Raw genomic sequence first — 20,754 nt, 5'->3', positions numbered from 1 at the left:
TATTTTCCATTTTAGTGCAATATAAAAACTGTACCTCGATTTTAATTTCACATACTAAAATGGAACTAAAATCAAAGGTACAGTCTTTTTAATATTTATCTAATAAATCTATTTTAGAATATTTATTAGGCAATTCTTATTTCCCAAAAACTTGGATTTGACTCAATGCTGGGAAAGGTGATGGATCATCAGCTTTTATTAAATCACTAAATGTTAACCAACTTATCTTTTTTTCTGGGAATTCTATAATATGAGCCTTATGACTTTTTTCTAAATCACATGTTAACTCAGAGTTATCTGAAAATCTAAAAGTAACTTTTACCCACCAGTTATCATGCGGAAAATCTGATCTTGTATATAAAATAATTTTATCTGTAATTATTTCTCTTCCAAAATCAATTTTAAGACAAGCGTCATCTCTCATGCCTATTCCCCATGATTCATATGGCCATTTTCCATGGTCATGATTTTCACAGTTACCGTTTATAGCGTTTCTAGCTGCAAAAACAGCTTCTCCTCTAGTTTCTACATTTGCAGAAGCATGTGGATACACACCAATAAGGCCTTGCTGATCCATTTTGTTTAATGCTAAATTTCTATAACATTCTACTTCTTCTTTTCTAGCAATTCTTACTGATAATAAATGTTTTTCTCCATAAAACACCTTTGGTGAATAGCTTACTTTCTTCTCTCCAAAAGGAATTTCATATGTTATAAGATTTTCTGTTACATATATTAAAGATTCTCCCATTGCATCATCAATTTCTGCTACAAGATAAATTTCTTTATTAGATGTTTCAATTTGAATCCTATCACCTTCTTTGTATTCTTCTTTAAATACAAGTCTAACTTCATTACATTCTTTATTTTCAGCTTTAATATTTCCATCTTTATCTAATATCTTTAATGATAATTGAATCATAATATCTCCTTAAATTTAGATATACTAACCTAAAAGATTTTTAATATATTCTTTTATTTCATCATTTTTGCAATTTTCATAAAAATATTCCTTAAATTTAGCACCACCTACAGCGCCTCTTAATAAATCTTGATCTATCCTTTGTAAAATTGTTAACATATCTGTATGTGTAACTTTCTTAACTTCATCTAATATTTTCTTATTTCTTTGTTCTGGAATAACTCTATCTTTTGGATATCCTTGCCCACTCCTGCCTTCAAATAATTTTTCAAAAATATATTCAAGATTTAATTCTGCTCCCCATCCAAATCCTTTAGCAAAAGGAAGTGATATTGCATTACCATCATTAATTTGAGCAAACATGTATGCATCTGATGGATCTACAACATGCCCACATAGCACTCCTGGGAAAGAATTACATGCAAGCATTGCTCCTTCTCCTGTTCCACAACCTGTTATTACATAATCTGCTGCTCCAGAATTTAATAATATTGCTGTTAAAATACCATTTTGAACATATGTTAATTGTGCTTCATCTTCAGCACTATACATTCCATAATTAAAAACTTCATGTCCTTTTGGCTCTACTACCTTTTTTAATGTTTCATATATCATTGAATTTTTTGCTGCCTGACTATTTTCATTTATTAAAGCAATTTTCATTTTTAATTCTCCTTCCAATTATTCTCATCCACGGAGTGTAAATTTTACACTCCATGGGAACATCATTATTGTGGTTGCTTTCCGATATAAGCTAATATACCACCATCTACATATAAAATATGGCCATTAACAAAGTCAGAAGCATCTGATGCTAAGAATATAGCTGGTCCTGTAAGATCATCTGTTGTTCCCCAACGTGCTGCTGGAGTTTTAGAGATAATAAAGTTATTGAAAGGATGTCCCTCAGTTCTAAGTGGTGCAGTTTGTGGCGTTTCTATATATCCAGGTCCTATGCCGTTACATTGTATATTATATTCACCATACTCTGATGCTATATTTTTTGTTAACATCTTAAGTCCACCTTTCGCTGCTGCATAAGCTGAAACTGTTTCTCTTCCAAGTTCACTCATCATTGAGCATATGTTTATTATCTTTCCATGACCCTTTTTAATCATTCCTGGTATTACTGCCTTAGATACTATAAATGGTGCATTTAAATCTACATCTATTACTTTACGGAAATCTTCTGCTTTCATTTCAAGCATTGGAACTCTTCTTATTATTCCTGCGTTATTTACAAGTATATCTATTATACCTACTTCTTCCTCTATCTTTTTAACCATTGCAACTACACCATCTTCATCTGTGACATCACAAACATATCCATATGCTTTTATTCCATGTTCTGCATACGCCTCAATTCCTTTATTAACTAAATCTTGATTGATATCATTAAAAACTACAGTTGCTCCTGCTTCTCCATATGATTTTGCTATTGAAAATCCTATTCCATAAGATGCTCCAGTTACTAAAGCTACCTTTCCCTCTAATGAAAAACTCTTCATAATATCCATAATAAAATCCTCCTAAAATTATATTTAATAGTATTATTTTTATATTTATATAATTATCTTAATTCGCTTAATTTTACAGCATCCATATCATCAAAATCTTGATTTTCTCCAACCATCCCCCAGATAAAGGTGTACGCTCTTGTACCTGCCCCTGAATGTATTGACCAACTTGGTGATATAACTGCTTCTTCATTTCTTATAACAATATGCCTTGTTTCTGTAGGTTCTCCCATATAATGCATTACAAAGTTATCATCCTTAATATCGAAATATAAATAAACTTCCATTCTTCGATCATGTGTATGGCATGGCATTGTATTCCAAACACTTCCTGGCTTTAATTGAGTCATCCCCATAACTAATTGGCAACTTTCAACTTGTCCTGGAAGTATATATTTTCTTATTACTCTATGATTAGATTCCTCTAATGATCCAAGCTCTACTGTTACACAATCTTCTGGTTTTATTAAAACTGTTGGATACTCCTTATGGCTGGTGCACTATTGAAATAAAATTTTGCTGGATTATTTTCATCTTCACTAGCAAATTCAATATCTTTAGTTCCCATTCCAATATACATACCATCTTTATAATCTAATGAGTATTTTTGCCCATCTAGTGTAATAGTCCCTTTACCACCTATATTAATTACTCCAAGTTCTCTTCTTTCTAAAAAATACTTAGCTCTAAGTTCTTCTCCAGCTTTTAATATTAAAGGATTTACTGGTACTGCAGCCCCTATTATAATTCTATCAATATGGCTATATACCATTTTAACTTCATCTTTTTCAAATAAACTTTGAATTAAAAACTCTTCTCTTAATTCCTTTGTCGTATAATGCTTTACATCTTTTGGTGATGCTGCTGTTCTTAATTCCATCTTTCCTCTCCTCCTCTATATCTTATCTTGTAACTATAGTTTAACATTTTAAATTTTCTATTTCTTGTGATTTCATGTCATAAATATTGCAAATATTGAACTTAAGAATTATAATTATTGTAAATTATCAAGGAGGGATTATTGTGATTGAATTTAATTCATGTGAAGCTGCTATAAAAAGTGCCTTAGAAAATCAATATTTTTCTATAGCCCATTTATATAAAGAAGAGAAATCTATGGCTATGCATATACATGACTCTTATGAAATTTACTACTCAATAACAGGGGGAAAGCAAATTCTTATTGGTAATAAATTTTATGATATTAAACCTGGAGACTTATTCGTTATTAATCAATTTGAAAGTCATTACATATCTAAATTAGATAAAATAGTTCATGAGAGGATTGTACTTTCAATTGAGCCTGATTTTTTAATATCATCTTCTACTAGTAAAACTGACTTAAATTACTGCTTTTCTAGCCGAAATAAAAACTTTAGTCATAGAATTTCTTTAAATAAAGAGCAACAGGGTAGGTTTAACTATTTCATAAATAAAATACTAGCCTCTGAAGGTTTTGGAAATGATATAATTGAATATGCTACATTTTTAGAATTAATGACTTTTATTAATAAAATTTATATAAGTAATGAAAAGCCACTGTCTGAAGAATACTCCTACAAATATAATCAACAAGTAGATGAAATAATAGAATATATAAATGCAAATATAACTGAACCAATTACAATTGAGCATTTGGCAAGTAATTTTTATTTAAGCACATCTTATATTTGTAGAATATTTAAATCTGCAACTGGTACAACAATTAATAAATATATATCCGGAAGAAGGATTTCTATAGCGAAATCCATGCTAGCTAATGGTGAAAATGTCAATGATGTTTGTGAAAAATGTGGTTTTAATGACTACAGCAATTTTCTTAAAACATTCAAAAAAGCTGTTGGTTTTTCACCTAAAAAGTATTCAACTTTTAGTACAAGCTAATAAATTGTAATTAATTAATAATACCAAAAATGGAAAATTTTCCACCCCTGAGGTGAAAAATTTTCCATTTTTTATTTTATACTTTTATTTAGTTTCTTGTCATATATTTTTTAAATAATATATCTGCAATTTCTGGGTTAGTTTCTTTTAATTCATTAAGGTAAACAAATGCACTTCCTTTATAATCTTTTTCTTCTCCAAGCAAAATTACTTCATAACAACTTCTTAATATGTTTACTATACAATTTTCGAAATGATTTTCTTTGCAACTTTTACAAGTCTTTAAGATATCTACTACTCCATCCATTATATATTCTTTGTCATATATTCTTGTATCTGTTATAGGAATATTATAGTAGCCATCTACAACATATGTTACTTTATTAATCATGCATTTTTTTATACATTCAGTCCCATACCCAACTAGACATGTTTCTCTTTCGCAAACTCCACATTCATTTTCAGAAAGACAACAAGGACTAAGCTTGTCCACCAATCTACTAAAATTTATTTCTTTAAATGCAACTCCCATTTTTATCCTCCACTTACTTAAACTTAAACATTAAAAATTTAATTCTAAATTAAATTATATCATTTATCTATAAAATAATGTAAGATTTTTCTTAATCTTGTTTGCTTTATTCTTGTTTTTATATAATATATATTTTTAACTTACAATTTAAATAATTTGTGAAATTATTTATTCACTAACCTTTTTATTTTAATTTTTGAAAAAATGCTCAACATATTTGATATGCCAAGCATCTTATTATTTATATCCCATCTCATTATACTTTTTATTAAATTATCTTTTTTATTAATGTAGAAATATTTTCAATTATGCTGTTTCTTCCGCCTTCTGATGATTTATTTGCATCTCTTCTAAGTTCAGTTGAGTTTAATCCTTCATCTTTGCAATATTGTTCAAGTTCTGCCGAATTTTTTCTACTATTAATATTAGTACTATTATTAAATTCTCCGATAGTGTACATATATAATTCCTCCAATTCTTATTATTTCTCCTACTTTCTTATTATTTTCTCTAATTTTGATAAACATATTCATAATAACATCCTCCTTTAATTTATTTTTTATATTAAAAATGACCCTAGTTCTCCCAGGGCCATTAAAATATCACGTTCATTAATAAATAAATGCATAAAAAAACCATGAGAATAATAACTCATGGCGATATACTTAATTGATATATTAAAATTAAAAAATATCTCCGCTGGCAGAGCTACTAATTAAAAACAATCTATATTCAATTTTATTTTGTTGCATATTAAATTCATAGACATAACTCTACCTCCTTATTTATATTTATTTAATATTCTCCATATTTAATTAATTATCTTACTACTTTATTATTATATACCATTATCCACATTTTGTAAACAAATAAATGTAAAAAATATAATTTCTATATTTTTTATTTAATAATTTTTTATATTTATTAAAGATTTATATAATATTTTCAAAAATTTTAAAAACATCTAATATTCCATATCCCCATTGCGGATTAGGATATATATCACCTTTTCTTTGTTCGGTACCTCTATTTAAATATGCTTTTATAGTTTGTTGAAATAAATATAAATCATTTCCCCTTATTATTCCCCATTCAAAAATTAAAGCACAGACACCTGCTACTATTGCGGCTGAAACAGCTGTTCCACTTATTACAGACATTTTATTCCCTGGCGCTATTGAAACAATATTCACTCCTGGAGCCGCTAAATCTATTATATCTATGAAATCATCAAGACTTGCAACACCTGAAAAATTAACAATATTATTATTTCTTTGATTATAACTTGCAACTGAAATTGCATACCTAGAATTTGATGGATTAGTAGTAGTTCCGTAAGGATCAAATGGACTAAATCTTGTGTTTCCACGTAATATTCCTTTTTGTGGTAACCAAGCATTAAAAGTTCCATCCATAATCAATTTACCTGTTAACCTAAATTGCCATATTCCAGGGATTAAATTTAAAAATACAACTCTAATTAGTTCATCTCCTGAGGTTATTTCTGGCATAAAATACATTATTTCAATACTTGTTTCTGAAAGTATATATTTATAACTTATTTCTGTATTTAATAGTGATGGAGTTAGCCCTGTGCTTTCACCATCTGGTGATATAACTTCAAGAGTAATAACATTAGGGACATCAACCCAAATTTCTAGTGCTAAGAACTTTTGTTTTTCATCTACATCTAATTGAATAACTTTTATTTCTTCTTCTTTTTTAATTATTCCAGATGCATGCCCACCATTTGCGCCCTCATTGCCTACTCCTGTAACGACAACTATGCCTCCACTCATAGCAATATATTCTATAAATTCTTCTAATATCCCATTTCCCTTATGATTTCCTGCATTAGTTCCTAAAGGTAATAATATAACTATTGGACTTTGTATTGTTAGTTTATATTCATATAAAAATTTTAATGATATATATATTGAAGGTAAACTATATATAGCTGTATCTATTCCATATTCTCTTTTAAAATGCTCTGATTCTTTTAATTTTATAGATATAAATCTGCATTTATTAGCAACACCTTTAAAATTTGACTCTTTATTATAGCCTCCTACTATACCTGATAAGCTTGTTCCATGACCACTTTCATCTCTACTTGGTACTATGTCATATGGATTTTGCCCATTTCTAAATGCATTTATAGCATCGTTTATCATTTTATTTGTATAGATACTACCATATGGAGCCTTAATTTCTTTATACTCTTCTTTTGAAGCTATTGTTTGATCCCAAATCAGTTCTATTCTACTTTTCCCATCTTCATCAATAAATTCATTAGATAAATAATCTATACCTGTGCCTATAATTGCAACTATGGTTTTATCTCCAGTTAAATCTAACGGATTTTCTATATCAATAATATCTTCTTTATCTTTTCTGCTAAGATTAATATCTTGTAGTGTATATAGTTGTGGAAATATTACATTTACTTATATTAGCCATTTATATATCCTCTAAATATTTATATATAATATACTTTAAACTTAACCTAAGCTTTTAATAATTTTATAAATATTTAGATTACAATAATACTCACTCAAATTGCTTACAACCTAATTTTTTATTTATGATTCTAGGTAATCTTTAATTTCTTTTAAGTTTTCCCTACTTGTCCAATCCGATTCGTTGTTGATAGATTCAATTAATGCTTTTTCCCAAGATTCTAATTCTGATGAACCCTTCTTGCTTAAAAATCCTTTTAACATTCCAATTAGTAATTTATCTTTAAAAGTCATAACTTTCAAATTAAACATTCCTCTTAGATAAAACAATTTAATGCTTCCTAAGTCTCCAGTTAAGTTATGTTTCTTTAACTCATTATAAGCTTTTTCATCATATGGTGATGCTCCAACTGCAAATACTATTATTTTTTTATCTTTTAATTTATTATAATTCTTTTTAATTATCGATAACCCCGAGATTCCAGAAGCATAAATTCCTCCACCATAAATAATGATCTCGTACTCCTCAAGATTTTCTATTTTACATTTTTCTTGTGAATATAAATCTGCTTTTATATCTTCTGCTAACCATTCTGCATATTTTTTTGTTGCTCCATATTTACTTTTATACACAACTGCTACTTTTGACACATTCTCATCTCCCATAACCATAATTATTTTTATACCTACATAATTAATCTATTACTTTAAAATACTTCTATATTAGACGATATATCCATTTTCAATAAACCCTCTATACTTTATTTGGCAAATTGATTATTATTGTAATATTTCAACTATAGACATAGTAGAAATTATACAACCTATAATAACTAAAAGTATCCCCACATTTTTATTTCTTTTTCTAACGGGATTAGAATTAATTCTATTTGCTAGTTCAATTTGGCTTATTCCTGAAAACAATTGACTTAATCCCAATATTACTATTACAAAATTAAGATTTATATATCCTAAAAAATATATTGATATTGATATAAGAGTTATTGTAGAAAAAATAATAGCTAGTATTGACCAAGTTTTATTCTTTATTTCCATATGTATATTCCTTTCTTAAATAAAAAAATGTATTTTATATTATTATACACAAGTTATAATGTTAATTAAATATCATTTCCCATATATTAGAAAAATTAATTCATAAAAACTTATTCTTCATAAAAATAAAAAATTCCTTTGGAGTCCTTTAATAATTTATTTTAAGTAAATTATTTAACTAGTTTACAGTTTTAAATATAATCATAAGTTAACTAACTTCATAATATATTATTCATTTCTACTTATGTAATATGTGAATATAAATCCTAATATTCCAAGAAGTATTCCTATTGCACTACTTAATCCGTCAACTCCTGGAAATACTGAAAATACTGAACCTAATATAAAGCCAAATATTAATATATATGTTTGCTCAGGATATTTTAATAATAAGATTTCAATTATTTTAGCTGTTGCTAATGTACCAACAATTCCACCAATTGCTATTGGTATTAAAACTGGAATATTCATTTGAACAACTGCTGTTATGACTGTATTATATAACCCCAAAACATATAGCATAAATGATCCGCTTATTCCTGGTAATATAAGCGCTACTGCTACTACTACCCCACCAACAAAAAGCCATAAAAAGTTACCTATAGTTAATGATGTAATTATTGATGATGCATCATTATTTGGTGTTCCCATCATTAAAACTATTAATATACCAACTACTAAATATAAAATACTACTTTTTTTCAACCCCTTTACAGTTGCTTTTTTAAACATAAGTGGAGCTCCGCCTAATATAACACCAATAAATAAATATCCAACTGGTATAGGATAGTTATCAAATAAGGTTTTCACTATATTGCTAAATAAGAATATTCCTACTACTGCACCCATTCCAACTTGTAATAATATCTTATATTGATTTTTAAAATCACTTAAAATATTATTAACTGAATGTAATAACTTATCATATATCCCAAGAATCATTGCTATAGTTCCTCCACTGACACCTGGAACTATTTGAGATATACTAATTGCTACTCCTTTAAAAAAATTCTTTAAAAATTCCATTTTTTCACCTCTACGATATTATTTATATTGTGTTGTTTTCATACTATTATACTATTTATTACTATGTCAAAATTCTAAGATTTATTTAATATAGCTATTAAAATAGTAGTTTTAGCTTACCTATTTATAGTATTTATAACATAGTAATTTTAACATTAATATTAGAAATATCCCTGCATGAAATTCTAAAGATTTTCCAAAAATAAGCTAAAGAGTTTTAATTTTAATATACATTTTATATGCTTTCATAAATTTAAGATATTCTATAAAACTTTTATTATTGAAACTTAATGTTATAATAGGATTTAGTTGTAACATTATTGATAAAGGACTGATGCATATTGATAAAATTAATACAATTTTTAAAAGACTACAAAAAAGAATCTATACTAGGCCCTATTTTTAAATTAATAGAAGCCATCTTGGAGTTATTTATTCCAATAGTTATGGCCAAAATTATTGATGTAGGTGTAAAAAATAAAGATATGATTTATATCTTTAAAATGGGTGGAATACTTATATTGCTTGGAATTACTGGACTTATCTTTGCCTTGGTTTGTCAATATTATGCTTCCAAGGCTTCTCAAGGTGTAGGTACCGCTATTAGAAGTTCCTTATTTAGTAAGATTAATACATTTTCTCATAGCGAAATTGATAAAATTGGTACTCCAACATTAATTACTCGTATAACAAATGATGTAAATCAAATACAAAATGGAGTTGCTATGATGATAAGACTGGGGTCTAGAGCTCCATTTATAATAATTGGATCAACTATAATGGCTTTGGCATTAGATTTAAAATTATCTTTGATTTTTTTAATTACTATACCACTTATTACTCTTACTATTTACTTCGTAATGAGCAAATCTCTTCCTTTATATAAAATAATACAAAATAAATTAGATACTATTTCCTTAATAACTAGAGAAAATCTTGAGGGTACAAGAGTTATTAAAGCTTTTTCAAATGAAGAAAATGAAAAGTTAAGATTTAAAAATAGCTAGTAATGATTTAAGTGATATATCTATTAACGTTGGAAAAGTCTCTGCTCTTCTTAATCCACTTACATATATAATTATGAATTTATCTATTGTTGCTATCCTATGGTTTGGTGGTATAAAAGTAAATTCTGGCTCATTAACTCAAGGTGAAACAATAGCATTTGTAAATTATATAACTCAAATTCTTCTTACATTAATAGTTTTTGCTCAATTAATAGTTATATTAACTAAAGCATCAACTTCTGCTAATAGGGTAAGTGAAATACTTGAAATTGAATCTACAATAACAGAAAATAATATTATTAAACTTAATAATATCACCACTAATCCATTTATAGAGTTTAAAAATGTTTGCTTTTCATATACTAACTCTAATGAATATTCATTAAGCAATATATCTTTTACTATTAATAAAAACGAAACCATTGGGATTATAGGAGGCACTGGTTCAGGAAAATCAACTCTTATTAATTTAATTCCAAGATTTTATGATTCATCAAAGGGACAAGTACTTGTAAATGGAATTGATGTTAAAAATTATTCACTAAAATCTCTTAGGAATTTAATAGGAATAGTACCTCAAAAAGCTGTATTATTTACAGGTACTTTATTAGAAAACTTAAAATGGGGAAAAGAAGATGTAACTTTAAGTGAAATTGAAGCTGCCTTAGAAATTTCTCAGTCATCATCTTTTGTACAATCCTTACCAAAACAATATGATACTCCTATACTTCAAGGAGGTAAAAATTTGTCTGGTGGACAAAAGCAAAGACTTACAATTGCCAGAGCTTTAGTTTCTAATCCTGAAATACTTATATTAGATGATAGCTCAAGTGCATTAGATTTCACTACAGATGCTAATCTTAGAAAAGCTTTAAAAGAAAAAGTCAAAGATACTACAGTAATAATGGTTTCTCAAAGAGCTAGCAGTATTAAAAATGCAGATAAAATAATAGTTCTAGATAATGGTGAAATAGCTGGTATTGGCAGTCATGATTATCTAATTGAAAATTGTGAAGTATATAAAGAAATTTATTCTTCTCAATTAAAAAATTAGGAGGTGACTGATATATGAATCTTCCATTACTAAAAAGGATCTTGAAATATACAAAACCATATAATAAATATACAATTCTAGCTTTTTTTACTGCAGTAATTAACATAACTCTTACACTTTTTACTCCAATAATTATAGGAGAAGGAATAGACTTATTAATAGGGCCAGGAAATGTTAACTTTTCAAAATTATTTAAAATATTAATTCTCCTTTCAATAACAGTTATATTTTCGCCAATTCTTCAACTTATTATGACTAGATGTACTAATATTGTGAGTTATAAAACTATTAAAGATTTAAGAATTGATGTTTTTAATAAACTAAATTCCTTGCCATTAAAGTATATAGATAGTACTTCTCATGGAAATATAATGAATGGAGTAATTAATGATATAGAAATTGTGTCTGACGGACTTCTTCAAGGATTTTCACAACTTTTTACTGGAGTAATAACTATAATTGGAACTTTAATATTTATGCTTTCAATAAATATTAAAATTACTTTAATAGTTGTTATAATAACTCCTTTATCTCTATTTACAGCTTCTACAATAGCTAAGCATTGTCATTCTATGTTTAGAAAGCAATCCCAAGTCCGAGGCGAATTAAGTGGATATGTTGAAGAAATGATAGGAAATCAAAAGATAGTTAAAGCCTTTTCCTTTGAAGATAGATCTAAACAAGCTTTTGAAGATATAAATAAGAAATTATATACCTATGGCCAAAAAGCTCAATTTTATTCTGCACTAACCAATCCTTGCACAAGATTTGTTAATGGACTAGTTTATGCAGCCGTAGGAATAATTGGTGCTATTAGTGCTATTAATGGTACTATAAGCATAGGTCAGCTTTCTTCATTTTTAAGTTATGCTAATCAATATACTAAGCCATTTAATGAAATATCAGGAGTTATAACAGAACTTCAAGCTGCATTTACATCTGCAAGTAGAGTATTTAAAATTCTAGATGAAAAAGAAGAAACTTCAGATTCTAAGGATTCTATTACCTTAAATACTTGTGAAGGATATATAGATATAAATGATGTTTCATTTTCATATAGCACAGATAAAAGTTTAATTGAAAATTTTAATTTAAAAGTTAAACCTGGATCTAAAATTGCAATAGTTGGTCCAACTGGTTGTGGTAAAACAACGCTAATTAATTTACTTATGAGATTCTATAATATAAATTCTGGAGAAATAAAAATAGATGGTATTAATATAGATAATATAACTAGAAGTAGTACAAGAGGTTTATATGGTATGGTCCTTCAAGACACTTGGCTATATTCTGGTACAGTTAAGGAAAACATAGCTTATGGCAAGCCAGATGCTTCCTTAGAAGAAATAATATCTGCTGCAAAAAATGCTCATGCCCATAAATTTATAATGAATTTACCTAAAGGTTATGATACTGTACTTACAGATGATAGCTCCTTATCTCAAGGACAAAAGCAACTGCTATGTATTGCTAGAATTATGTTATCTAAACCACCAATGCTTATATTAGATGAAGCAACTAGCAGTATAGATACACGTACAGAAATTTATATTCAAAAAGCTTTTAATAAATTAATGGAAGGTAGAACAACCTTTATTGTAGCTCATAGGCTTTCAACTATTCGTGAAGCTGATTTAATCTTAGTTATGAATAATGGTAAAGTTATAGAACAAGGGAATCATACTGAACTATTAAATAAAGGTGGTTTTTATGCTAACCTATATAATAGTCAATTTGCTTTAGCATAAAAATTTTATAAGGATATACTAATAATTCTCTATTAAAAGGCTTATTAGTATATCCTTAAATTTGTAGTAATAGTAGTATATATTTTTATTTTTTAAATTTATTTAATATCTTAATCTTAAGGTCAATTTCAATATCTTCAGCAAATATTTATATTCTATTTATTTTGTTAAATGAATCTTTTGGTATTCCATCTGCTTTTAAATATTTACAGAACTTATCTAAGGCTTCTTTTACAGAATCTATGCAATCATTAGTAACTTCAAAATTATCTTCCCACCACCAATTTTTTATTACTAATGGCTTATTCCCTCTATGAAGTTCTGGTTCAAATCTTGCTACAATTCTATCTCCATATAAAACTGGCAAAACATAATATCCATATTTTCTTTTGTCTATTGGCTTATATACTTCCCAAGTATACTCAAAATCAAAAATATCTCTAGTTAACTTCCTATCCCAAATTAAATTATCTAATGGGGCTAAAAATTTTACATTACTTCTATTAATTGAAGTAGAATAATTTAAAATTGATATATCTTCTTTCCTTAAATAGAATGTTTCTTTTAAATTTTCTACTCTAATAAGTACTAATTCTCCTTCATCTACTAATCCATTTAATACTCTTTGTCTTAAAGTTTTGTTAGAAATATAATTACCTAGCCAACCTTCTCCGCTTCTATCCCAGTAAGCTCCTATGCTACCTATTCTTCTTTTAACATACCATTTATAGAACTCTTCATCATTTTGAAATGGCTCTGACTCATATAATATTTCAGAAGGTAATAATCTTTCAATTAAATCATATTTCTTTTGAGTATTCTTCTTTTCCTTGACTCCAAGCTCTCCACTATTCCACATATAATCCATTGTAGCACTTGAGAGCTTTCCATGTCCCCATCTTCCTTTTTCTACAGAACCTAAATCAATTTCTGATGGGATAGTGGAACCATTTTTTTGTATGAATTCTTTTACAGGTTCAACGTAGTTTATTGCATCAAGTGAGTTCCTATTCTTTAATACATTTTCAACTTCTTTTTTTCTTTCATCTCTTACTCTCTTAAAATATGGCCAATCTTTAGCAGAATATATAGACATCATTTTATCCCATCCATCTATTAATTCTCTTTTATTATAAAGTAAATCCTCTAACATTACAGGATCATAATCTTCTATTCTTGACTGAATAACTAAATCTGCATTCCTTCCTACAATATTTAATGGATCATATTGAATACATCCAACTCGCTCTATAAACTTTTTAATTCCCTCTTCCCCAATAAAGGTATTATTAGTGTATAATCCTTGATATACTACTAGGAATCTTCTTAATTCTTCCTTTGATATATTAATTACTTGCATATTTTTACCTCTCAAAAATTTTATTCTTATCTAATTTTACATTTATATACTAATGATTCAGTTTACATTTTGTAATTAAATTAATTTCATAACACTACATTTTAAACATATTTTTTATAAATATAGTTTAACATATTTTTACAAAATAATAGTATTTTAATATTGAAACCCTATGCCTATTGATAACTTTTTACTTTACCATAGGTTTAGTATTAAATATATAATACTAAAGTGAATATAATATCATTATCTACAATTTCATAGGTCAAATTCCAGCCATTTTCTTTAGCAAGTTCACTGCATAAATATAATCCAAGTCCCGAACTACTAACTTCTTTAGATATATCCTTGTAATGATTAAATTTTATAAATGGTTCTAAAAGCCTGTCCTTTATATCCATGGGAATTTCTAATGATCTATTTTTAATCTTTAGTAAGATATTCTCATTTTCTTTATATAATTTTATTGAAATCTCATTAGATATTGAATACTTTATACTATTATTTAAAAGATTTAATATAATTTGTTCAAAGTCCTCTAAAACTCCAAAGAATATGATATCCTCTAACTCCTCTTTTATATATAAATTCTTATCTATTAACCTTATTTCTAAGTCTTCTATTATTTCTTTTATTATATTAGTTAATGAAAAATCAGTCTTATTTTTATTCTTATTTATACTTTCCCTTGAACTTTCTAAGATTTTCTCCACTAGTTTTTTCATTTTCTCACATTCCAGTGCTATTCTTGTACTTGCTCTTTTTAAAAATTCTTCATCTATTTCTTTTATATCCTTATCTCTTATTATTTGAGAATATAATGAAATAGCTGTAACTGGAGTTTTTAATTCATGAGTGGCATTATTAAAGAACTCTCTCATAGCTTTATCTTGATTTATCAATTGATTTTTCATTAAATTATAGGTTTTAGCTAAATCAGAAATCTCATCTTCTGAATTAATTTCTATATCTTCTATATTCTTACCTAATTTGAAAGCCTTCATAGAATTTTTCAAATCATTTAATGGTTTTACAGCCTTATTTATTATTAAAGTTATTACTATAACTATTGTTAATATTACCAAACCTTGTCCTAAAACAATAATTACTATGGTTTTTATCATTTCATTATATTTATAAGTATAATCTTTTGTAATATTAAATTTCCTATAAAATATCCTTAACATAAAGAGGGTAATTATATGTTATAAAATAGCCACCATCTAATGATTTAAATTTAATTATGGATTTAATATTATTACTTTCTAAGATAGTGTTTTCAATTTCTTCGACGCTTATTGTTTTACCTACAGATTGATTTATCCTTCCATTTATATCAGAAATACTTACATAACCTTGAATAATTTCATTTATTGGAGATAAACTTTTCCAAATAGGTTCTTCCATTACTTCATTTTGATTTATTATGTTTAGTGCAGTTACTTTTACTTTATTCATTTCCTCTATAATATTATCTTTAAAAGAACTATTTAAATAAATTGAAATAAAGATAGTAAATATTATATTAATAGATATAACTGAAACTATAGTGCCTATTAATAGCTTTCCTCTTAAGGTCCTATAGTTTTTCTCTTAGCCTTCTTATATGAACATCTACAGTTCTAGTATCTCCTTCATAGTCATATCCCCATATTTTTCTAATAAATCATCTCTTGAAAAGACTATTCCCCTATTTTCATATAGAAAATTTAATAAATCAAATTCCTTTCTTCTTAAAACAATTTCCTTTCCCTCTTTTATTACTCTTCTATCTTTAAGATAAACTTTAATAATTTCATTTTCTTCATTTATACTCTCTTTATCTAACCTTTTAGTTTCTCTCCTAAAAATAACTTTTATTCTAACTAATACTTCTTTAATTTCAAATGGCTTTACTATATAATCATCTGCACCAAGTTCTAGTCCTAATATTTTATCTAGTATCTCCCCTCTTGCTGTTAGCATTATAATATAAGCCTTTTTAGATATTTCTTTGCAAATATCAAAGCCATCAATATCTGGAAGCATTAAATCTAATAGCACTAAATCAGGCTTAAATTCGTTAAATCTTTCTAGTGCATCCTTTCCATTAAATACACTTCTTACATCATAACCTTCTTTTCTAAGGGAAAAAGTTATTGCATCATTTATTGAATATTCATCTTCAACAACTAATATTTTTTTCTTTTCCATAAAATCAATTTTTACCTTTCTTCTATTTCTAATATGGAGTATTTTACTTCTTCCTTAAGCATTGGCTTATCATAATTTTTAAAATTTTCTTCTGAAACCTTAATTCTAGCTATAAATATATTATCTCCTTTTTCATTTGGTGCTAAATACATATACTTATATTCATTATCTAATTTGTATATCAGATTAATATCTCCAGTTTCACTTACTTCAGCTAAATATCTATTATTCTCATATAAAACTATATAAAGGTTAGTATTATTTAAACTACCTAATATTATCTTTTCTTTATCTAGGATATAATTTCATTTGTTTTAATATTATACATAATATTAAAATAATCTAAATATTCTTTAGATTGATTATTTTCAACTCTAAGAATTAAATTATTAGCATTAAGCTCTGGTTTATAATATCCATATTTTTGATATATTTTTCATCACCAAGTTTAAGTTCTTTATAGTCTTCAAAAATCACACTATTTTCTTCTAAAATAACTTTATTTATTTTTCCTTCATAGTCTATAGACATAATAGATTTTTCATTATTATCATAGTAAAAATAAATAAATATTTTATCATTATTATTAAATCTGTAATATTTTTTGTTTTTTATATCTATAATTATAATTTCTTGAACTAATCCAATTTCATTATTTTCCATAGATAGATATCTATAAATAAAATAATCATCATTTCCATCTAATTTATATCCCAAATTTATAAACTTCTTAAGGTTAAACTCTATTGAGCTATATGTTTTTTCAAAGTCATTAAGTTCAAATTTAATTCCATTTTTTATATCCATAAAATAAAATTTTCTATTACTTAATTTATTTGAATCTACAATATATATTCCTGCTCCAGAATCTCCATTAAAATTATTTATAAAGCTTGTCTCTTCCTCACTAAATTCCCCATCTTCAACTTTTTTAAATTTCCCATTATTGTATGAGTAAGAAAAAATAGAAGCTTTATTAATCTCTCTACCATCATTTGAAAGTAACTTCCCATAGAGTATATTATCATTACAAAATAATGGAACAAGAGTATTGTCATTGGGAATATTTTCGATATTTCTCTCTGTAAATATATATTTACTAGATCTATTATTTTCTTTAGTGTTTTCCTCTAAAATTTTTGTAGTATTACAACCAATTAATATTATAGAAATTACTATTCCTGTAAATAATGAAATTATTTTTTTCATTAATTATCCTCCCTTTATCTTATTTAATTATATAATAAATGGAAGTTTTTAACTAGTTATGTTTAGTTGTTACAAAGTTATTAAATTCATCTATTATTTTTGTATATTTTGTACACATTTAGATATTTTTTATATATTTATTGCATTAAATTTCTACTAATTCTATAATTGCTATTTGTATCAACAACTCATATTTATTTTCTAAATTTGAAATAATGTTGATAATAACTTTTTATAATGTTATTATTGAGAAAGTTTGTACAATATTAGATTATTTTATATGTGTAAATTTATTATGGACTTTATATAAATGGAGGGCTATTTATGACAAAAGATATGACAACAGGAAATCCTGTAAAACTAATTTTAACATTTTCTATTCCTTTACTTATAGGTAATATATTTCAACAATTTTATAGTATGGCTGACACTATAATAGTTGGTAAATTCCTTGGTGTTAACGCGTTAGCTGCTGTAGGCTCTACTGGTGCTATGGCTTTTTTAGTTAATGGATTTGTTATTGGATTAACAGGTGGTTTTTCGGTTTTAGTTGCACAAAGATTTGGAGCTAATGACGAAGAAGGTGTAAAAAAAGCCTTTGCAAGTTCCTTAATTTTATCAATAATTATGACTATTATAGTTACTTTTATAAGTATGATTTCTGCAAGACCTTTACTTGAGCTTATGAATACACCAGCTGATATTATTAATGATTCCTTGTCTTATATCATCATTATTTATGCTGGTAATGTTGCAATAATATTTTATAACATGCTATCAAGTATTTTAAGAGCTCTTGGAGATAGTAAAACTCCTCTATATTTTTTAATTATTGCTTCAATACTAAATGTAGTTTTAGATATTGTGTTTATCTTTAATTTTTCAATGGGTGTAGCTGGAGCTGCTTATGCTACTATTATTTCTCAATCAATATCTGCAATATTATGTGCAATATATATAGTAAAGAAGTTTCCTATATTAAAATTAAAAAAACATCACTGGAAAATAAGAAAAAACTATGTTCAAAAACAATTGAGAATTGGTGTTCCAATGGCACTTCAATTTTCTATAACTGCTGCTGGAGCTATGGTACTTCAGGGTGCTCTTAATAACTTTGGTTCTAAAATAATAGCTTCATATACTGCTGCTTCTAAAGTTCAACAGCTTGTTATGCAACCTGCTGTTACCTTTGGAGTTGCAATGGCTACTTATTCTGGGCAAAATCTTGGTGCTGGGAGAATAGATCGTATAAAAGAAGGGGTTAAAAAATGTACTATTATTAGTATTATTGTAAGTATAGTCTCAACAATTGTAGTAATATCATTTGGCGGTGCCTTTACAAAATTATTTATAGACGGAAATGATTTAGAAGTAATATCATATGCAAGACATTATTTAAATACAGTTTCTATATTTTATATTCCTCTAGGATTAATTTTTATATATAGAAATACTCTTCAAGGAATTGGTGATAGCTTTGTTCCTATGATGGCTGGAGTTGCTGAAATGATAGCTAGGACTGTAGTTGCATTTACATTACCAGGATTAATAGACTTTACTGGAATTGCTTTAGCTGACCCTGCTGCTTGGTTTGCTGCTGCTATTCCTCTTGGAATCACTTACTTTAAAAGAATTAATGTACTTCTAAATGAAAAACAATTAGCAGCATAATGAAAATTTAAAAATATATAAGTTTCATTAGCTTTTCAATTTTATTATAGTTAAAGCAATCTTTCTTATTACTAATTAAATAGAACTTAAAAAGGAAATTAAAAAAGTTACTACTAAATAATACTTTTTATAATTTCCTTTTTATTAGTTGTTATCTTCAATATCTCTTAGCATTTCTATGTGAGGAATATCGTCCTCTAAGTATACGTTAGAAACCTCTGCAAATCCTAAACTCTTATAAAAGTCTTTTATATACACTTGTGCTGATATTCTAATTTTACTTTTACCATAAATATCATTTATACATTCAATTGCTTTTTCCATTGCTTTTTTCCCTAAGTCTTTTCCCCTATGGATTTTATTTACTACTACACGACCAATGGATATTTCATCATAAGAAATTCCTTTATCTAGTATTCTTAAATAAGCTAAAACTTCATTATTTTCTATAGCAAATAAATGATATGAACTTAAATCTTTTCCATCACAGTCTTGATAAATACATTCTTGTTCCACAACAAACACTTTATTTCTTAATTCTAGAATACTATAGAGTTCCCTTATGGTTAAATCATCAAATCTTTTTATTTTCCACTCCATCTTTATTCCCCCTAAAGGATATATAAAAGCAAAATTTAATTAAAAATTAAAACCATTAAATCCCCAATTTTCTACTTCTTCATATTTAATATATATTGCATTTTGAGGAATGTTTAATTCTAACTCGTATAATTCACAAATTTCTTTAGTCACTTTATCTAAAGATTCTTTTGAAGCTTTACCAAAAATTTTAACTTCTATAAATGCTCCATAATTTAATTCCTTACCTTGAAAATATAGTGAATATTCATCTTGAAATCCTATCATAAGATAATTTTCACTTTTTCCTGGAATATTTTTTATTATATTTGCTAATTTAGCTTTTAATATATCTTTTTTTTCTTTATTTAACTTTACAGTTACTTTAGAATCTATAAATGGCAATCTTATCCCCTCCATACTTCTTATCTACAATCTATTAATTAGATAATTATAAATCTAAATATAAAAACTGTAATAGTTGTATTAATTATATATATCATAGCACAAAATTAATATTTCCTACCTTTAATATTA

The 20,754-nt window shown here is 26.5% G+C and carries 19 protein-coding genes and 3 pseudogenes; 4 read left to right on the top strand and 18 right to left on the bottom strand.

The features are described 5' to 3' along the window. Positions 1 to 136 precede the first annotated feature (136 nt). The 4 genes and pseudogenes from A500_RS05775 to kduI form a co-directional block, all read right to left on the bottom strand. On the bottom strand, positions 137 to 922 hold the full coding sequence (locus A500_RS05775) for a hypothetical protein (protein WP_016206650.1): 786 nt from the start codon (positions 920 to 922) through the stop codon (positions 137 to 139). 24 nt (positions 923 to 946) lie between these two features. Next, positions 947 to 1,585 (bottom strand): RpiB/LacA/LacB family sugar-phosphate isomerase, encoded by a 639-nt coding sequence (locus tag A500_RS05770; RefSeq protein WP_016206649.1) that lies wholly within the window; start codon positions 1,583 to 1,585, stop codon positions 947 to 949. A gap of 65 nt (positions 1,586 to 1,650) precedes the next feature. Next, complete coding sequence (locus A500_RS05765) at positions 1,651 to 2,439, bottom strand: gluconate 5-dehydrogenase (RefSeq protein ID WP_016206648.1); 789 nt, start codon at positions 2,437 to 2,439, stop codon at positions 1,651 to 1,653. Between the two features lie 53 nt (positions 2,440 to 2,492). Further along, a pseudogene (kduI, locus tag A500_RS05760) lies at positions 2,493 to 3,319 on the bottom strand (5-dehydro-4-deoxy-D-glucuronate isomerase). A gap of 143 nt (positions 3,320 to 3,462) precedes the next feature. Between kduI and A500_RS05755 the strand changes: the two are divergent. Continuing rightward, a complete protein-coding gene (locus A500_RS05755; protein ID WP_016206647.1) occupies positions 3,463 to 4,323 on the top strand; it encodes an AraC family transcriptional regulator in 861 nt (286 codons plus the stop codon). An 88-nt stretch (positions 4,324 to 4,411) separates the two neighbouring features. Here A500_RS05755 and A500_RS05750 read toward each other — a convergent pair whose 3' ends face one another. The 6 genes from A500_RS05750 to A500_RS05725 all read right to left on the bottom strand — a co-directional run bounded on the left by A500_RS05750 (position 4,412) and on the right by A500_RS05725 (position 9,396). Then, the gene (locus A500_RS05750) at positions 4,412 to 4,855 is read right to left on the bottom strand and encodes a hypothetical protein (protein WP_016206646.1); all 444 of its coding nucleotides are present in this window, start codon (positions 4,853 to 4,855) and stop codon (positions 4,412 to 4,414) included. A gap of 268 nt (positions 4,856 to 5,123) precedes the next feature. Further along, positions 5,124 to 5,315 carry a hypothetical protein gene (locus tag A500_RS05745; protein ID WP_016206645.1) on the bottom strand — a complete coding sequence of 64 codons (192 nt, stop codon included), beginning with the start codon at positions 5,313 to 5,315 and terminating at the stop codon, positions 5,124 to 5,126. A gap of 472 nt (positions 5,316 to 5,787) precedes the next feature. After that, entirely contained in the window at positions 5,788 to 7,188 is a 1,401-nt protein-coding gene (locus A500_RS05740) for a S8 family peptidase (protein WP_278245088.1), read from the bottom strand. Positions 7,189 to 7,437: 249 nt separating this feature from the next. Continuing rightward, positions 7,438 to 7,965 carry a flavodoxin domain-containing protein gene (locus tag A500_RS05735; RefSeq protein WP_016206643.1) on the bottom strand — a complete coding sequence of 176 codons (528 nt, stop codon included), beginning with the start codon at positions 7,963 to 7,965 and terminating at the stop codon, positions 7,438 to 7,440. Positions 7,966 to 8,094: 129 nt separating this feature from the next. Next, positions 8,095 to 8,370, bottom strand: a complete 276-nt coding sequence (locus A500_RS05730; protein ID WP_016206642.1) for a hypothetical protein — start codon at positions 8,368 to 8,370, stop codon at positions 8,095 to 8,097. A gap of 228 nt (positions 8,371 to 8,598) precedes the next feature. Next, on the bottom strand, positions 8,599 to 9,396 hold the full coding sequence (locus tag A500_RS05725) for a DUF368 domain-containing protein (protein ID WP_016206641.1): 798 nt from the start codon (positions 9,394 to 9,396) through the stop codon (positions 8,599 to 8,601). 341 nt (positions 9,397 to 9,737) lie between these two features. On the opposite strand from A500_RS05725, the pseudogene A500_RS05720 reads away from it, so the two are divergent. Together A500_RS05720 and A500_RS05715 are read left to right on the top strand one after the other, a co-directional pair. Beyond that, positions 9,738 to 11,457: pseudogene (locus tag A500_RS05720) on the top strand (ABC transporter ATP-binding protein). Between the two features lie 14 nt (positions 11,458 to 11,471). Continuing rightward, complete coding sequence (locus tag A500_RS05715) at positions 11,472 to 13,205, top strand: ABC transporter ATP-binding protein (RefSeq protein WP_016206638.1); 1,734 nt, start codon at positions 11,472 to 11,474, stop codon at positions 13,203 to 13,205. 148 nt (positions 13,206 to 13,353) lie between these two features. On the opposite strand, the gene A500_RS05710 is transcribed toward A500_RS05715, so the two are convergent. From A500_RS05710 to A500_RS05690, 6 genes and pseudogenes are all read right to left on the bottom strand, one after another. Continuing rightward, positions 13,354 to 14,565 (bottom strand): winged helix-turn-helix domain-containing protein, encoded by a 1,212-nt coding sequence (locus tag A500_RS05710; protein ID WP_016206637.1) that lies wholly within the window; start codon positions 14,563 to 14,565, stop codon positions 13,354 to 13,356. A gap of 212 nt (positions 14,566 to 14,777) precedes the next feature. After that, positions 14,778 to 15,689, bottom strand: a complete 912-nt coding sequence (locus A500_RS05705) for a HAMP domain-containing sensor histidine kinase (RefSeq protein WP_198010574.1) — start codon at positions 15,687 to 15,689, stop codon at positions 14,778 to 14,780. 43 nt (positions 15,690 to 15,732) lie between these two features. Continuing rightward, the gene (locus A500_RS05700) at positions 15,733 to 16,023 is read right to left on the bottom strand and encodes a hypothetical protein (RefSeq protein WP_016206635.1); all 291 of its coding nucleotides are present in this window, start codon (positions 16,021 to 16,023) and stop codon (positions 15,733 to 15,735) included. Between the two features lie 121 nt (positions 16,024 to 16,144). Further along, a pseudogene (locus A500_RS05695) lies at positions 16,145 to 16,758 on the bottom strand (response regulator transcription factor). 11 nt (positions 16,759 to 16,769) lie between these two features. Next, positions 16,770 to 16,910: a hypothetical protein gene (locus A500_RS20325; protein ID WP_157453614.1), complete on the bottom strand. Its 141-nt coding sequence runs from the start codon at positions 16,908 to 16,910 to the stop codon at positions 16,770 to 16,772. 229 nt (positions 16,911 to 17,139) lie between these two features. Next, complete coding sequence (locus A500_RS05690) at positions 17,140 to 17,967, bottom strand: hypothetical protein (RefSeq protein WP_016206633.1); 828 nt, start codon at positions 17,965 to 17,967, stop codon at positions 17,140 to 17,142. A gap of 324 nt (positions 17,968 to 18,291) precedes the next feature. Between A500_RS05690 and A500_RS05685 the strand changes: the two genes are divergently transcribed. After that, positions 18,292 to 19,638, top strand: a complete 1,347-nt coding sequence (locus A500_RS05685) for an MATE family efflux transporter (RefSeq protein WP_016206632.1) — start codon at positions 18,292 to 18,294, stop codon at positions 19,636 to 19,638. A 144-nt stretch (positions 19,639 to 19,782) separates the two neighbouring features. Here A500_RS05685 and A500_RS05680 read toward each other — a convergent pair whose 3' ends face one another. Both A500_RS05680 and A500_RS05675 read right to left on the bottom strand, forming a co-directional pair. Further along, entirely contained in the window at positions 19,783 to 20,238 is a 456-nt protein-coding gene (locus A500_RS05680) for a GNAT family N-acetyltransferase (protein ID WP_016206631.1), read from the bottom strand. A 39-nt stretch (positions 20,239 to 20,277) separates the two neighbouring features. Continuing rightward, on the bottom strand, positions 20,278 to 20,622 hold the full coding sequence (locus A500_RS05675; protein ID WP_016206630.1) for a phenylpyruvate tautomerase MIF-related protein: 345 nt from the start codon (positions 20,620 to 20,622) through the stop codon (positions 20,278 to 20,280). Positions 20,623 to 20,754 lie beyond the last annotated feature (132 nt).

Source organism: Clostridium sartagoforme AAU1 (assembly GCF_000401215.1).
Taxonomy (GTDB): Bacteria; Bacillota; Clostridia; order Clostridiales; family Clostridiaceae; genus Clostridium; species Clostridium sartagoforme.
Note: the sequence above shows the minus strand (reverse complement) of the source record. Positions and strands in the feature narration are given on the sequence as shown.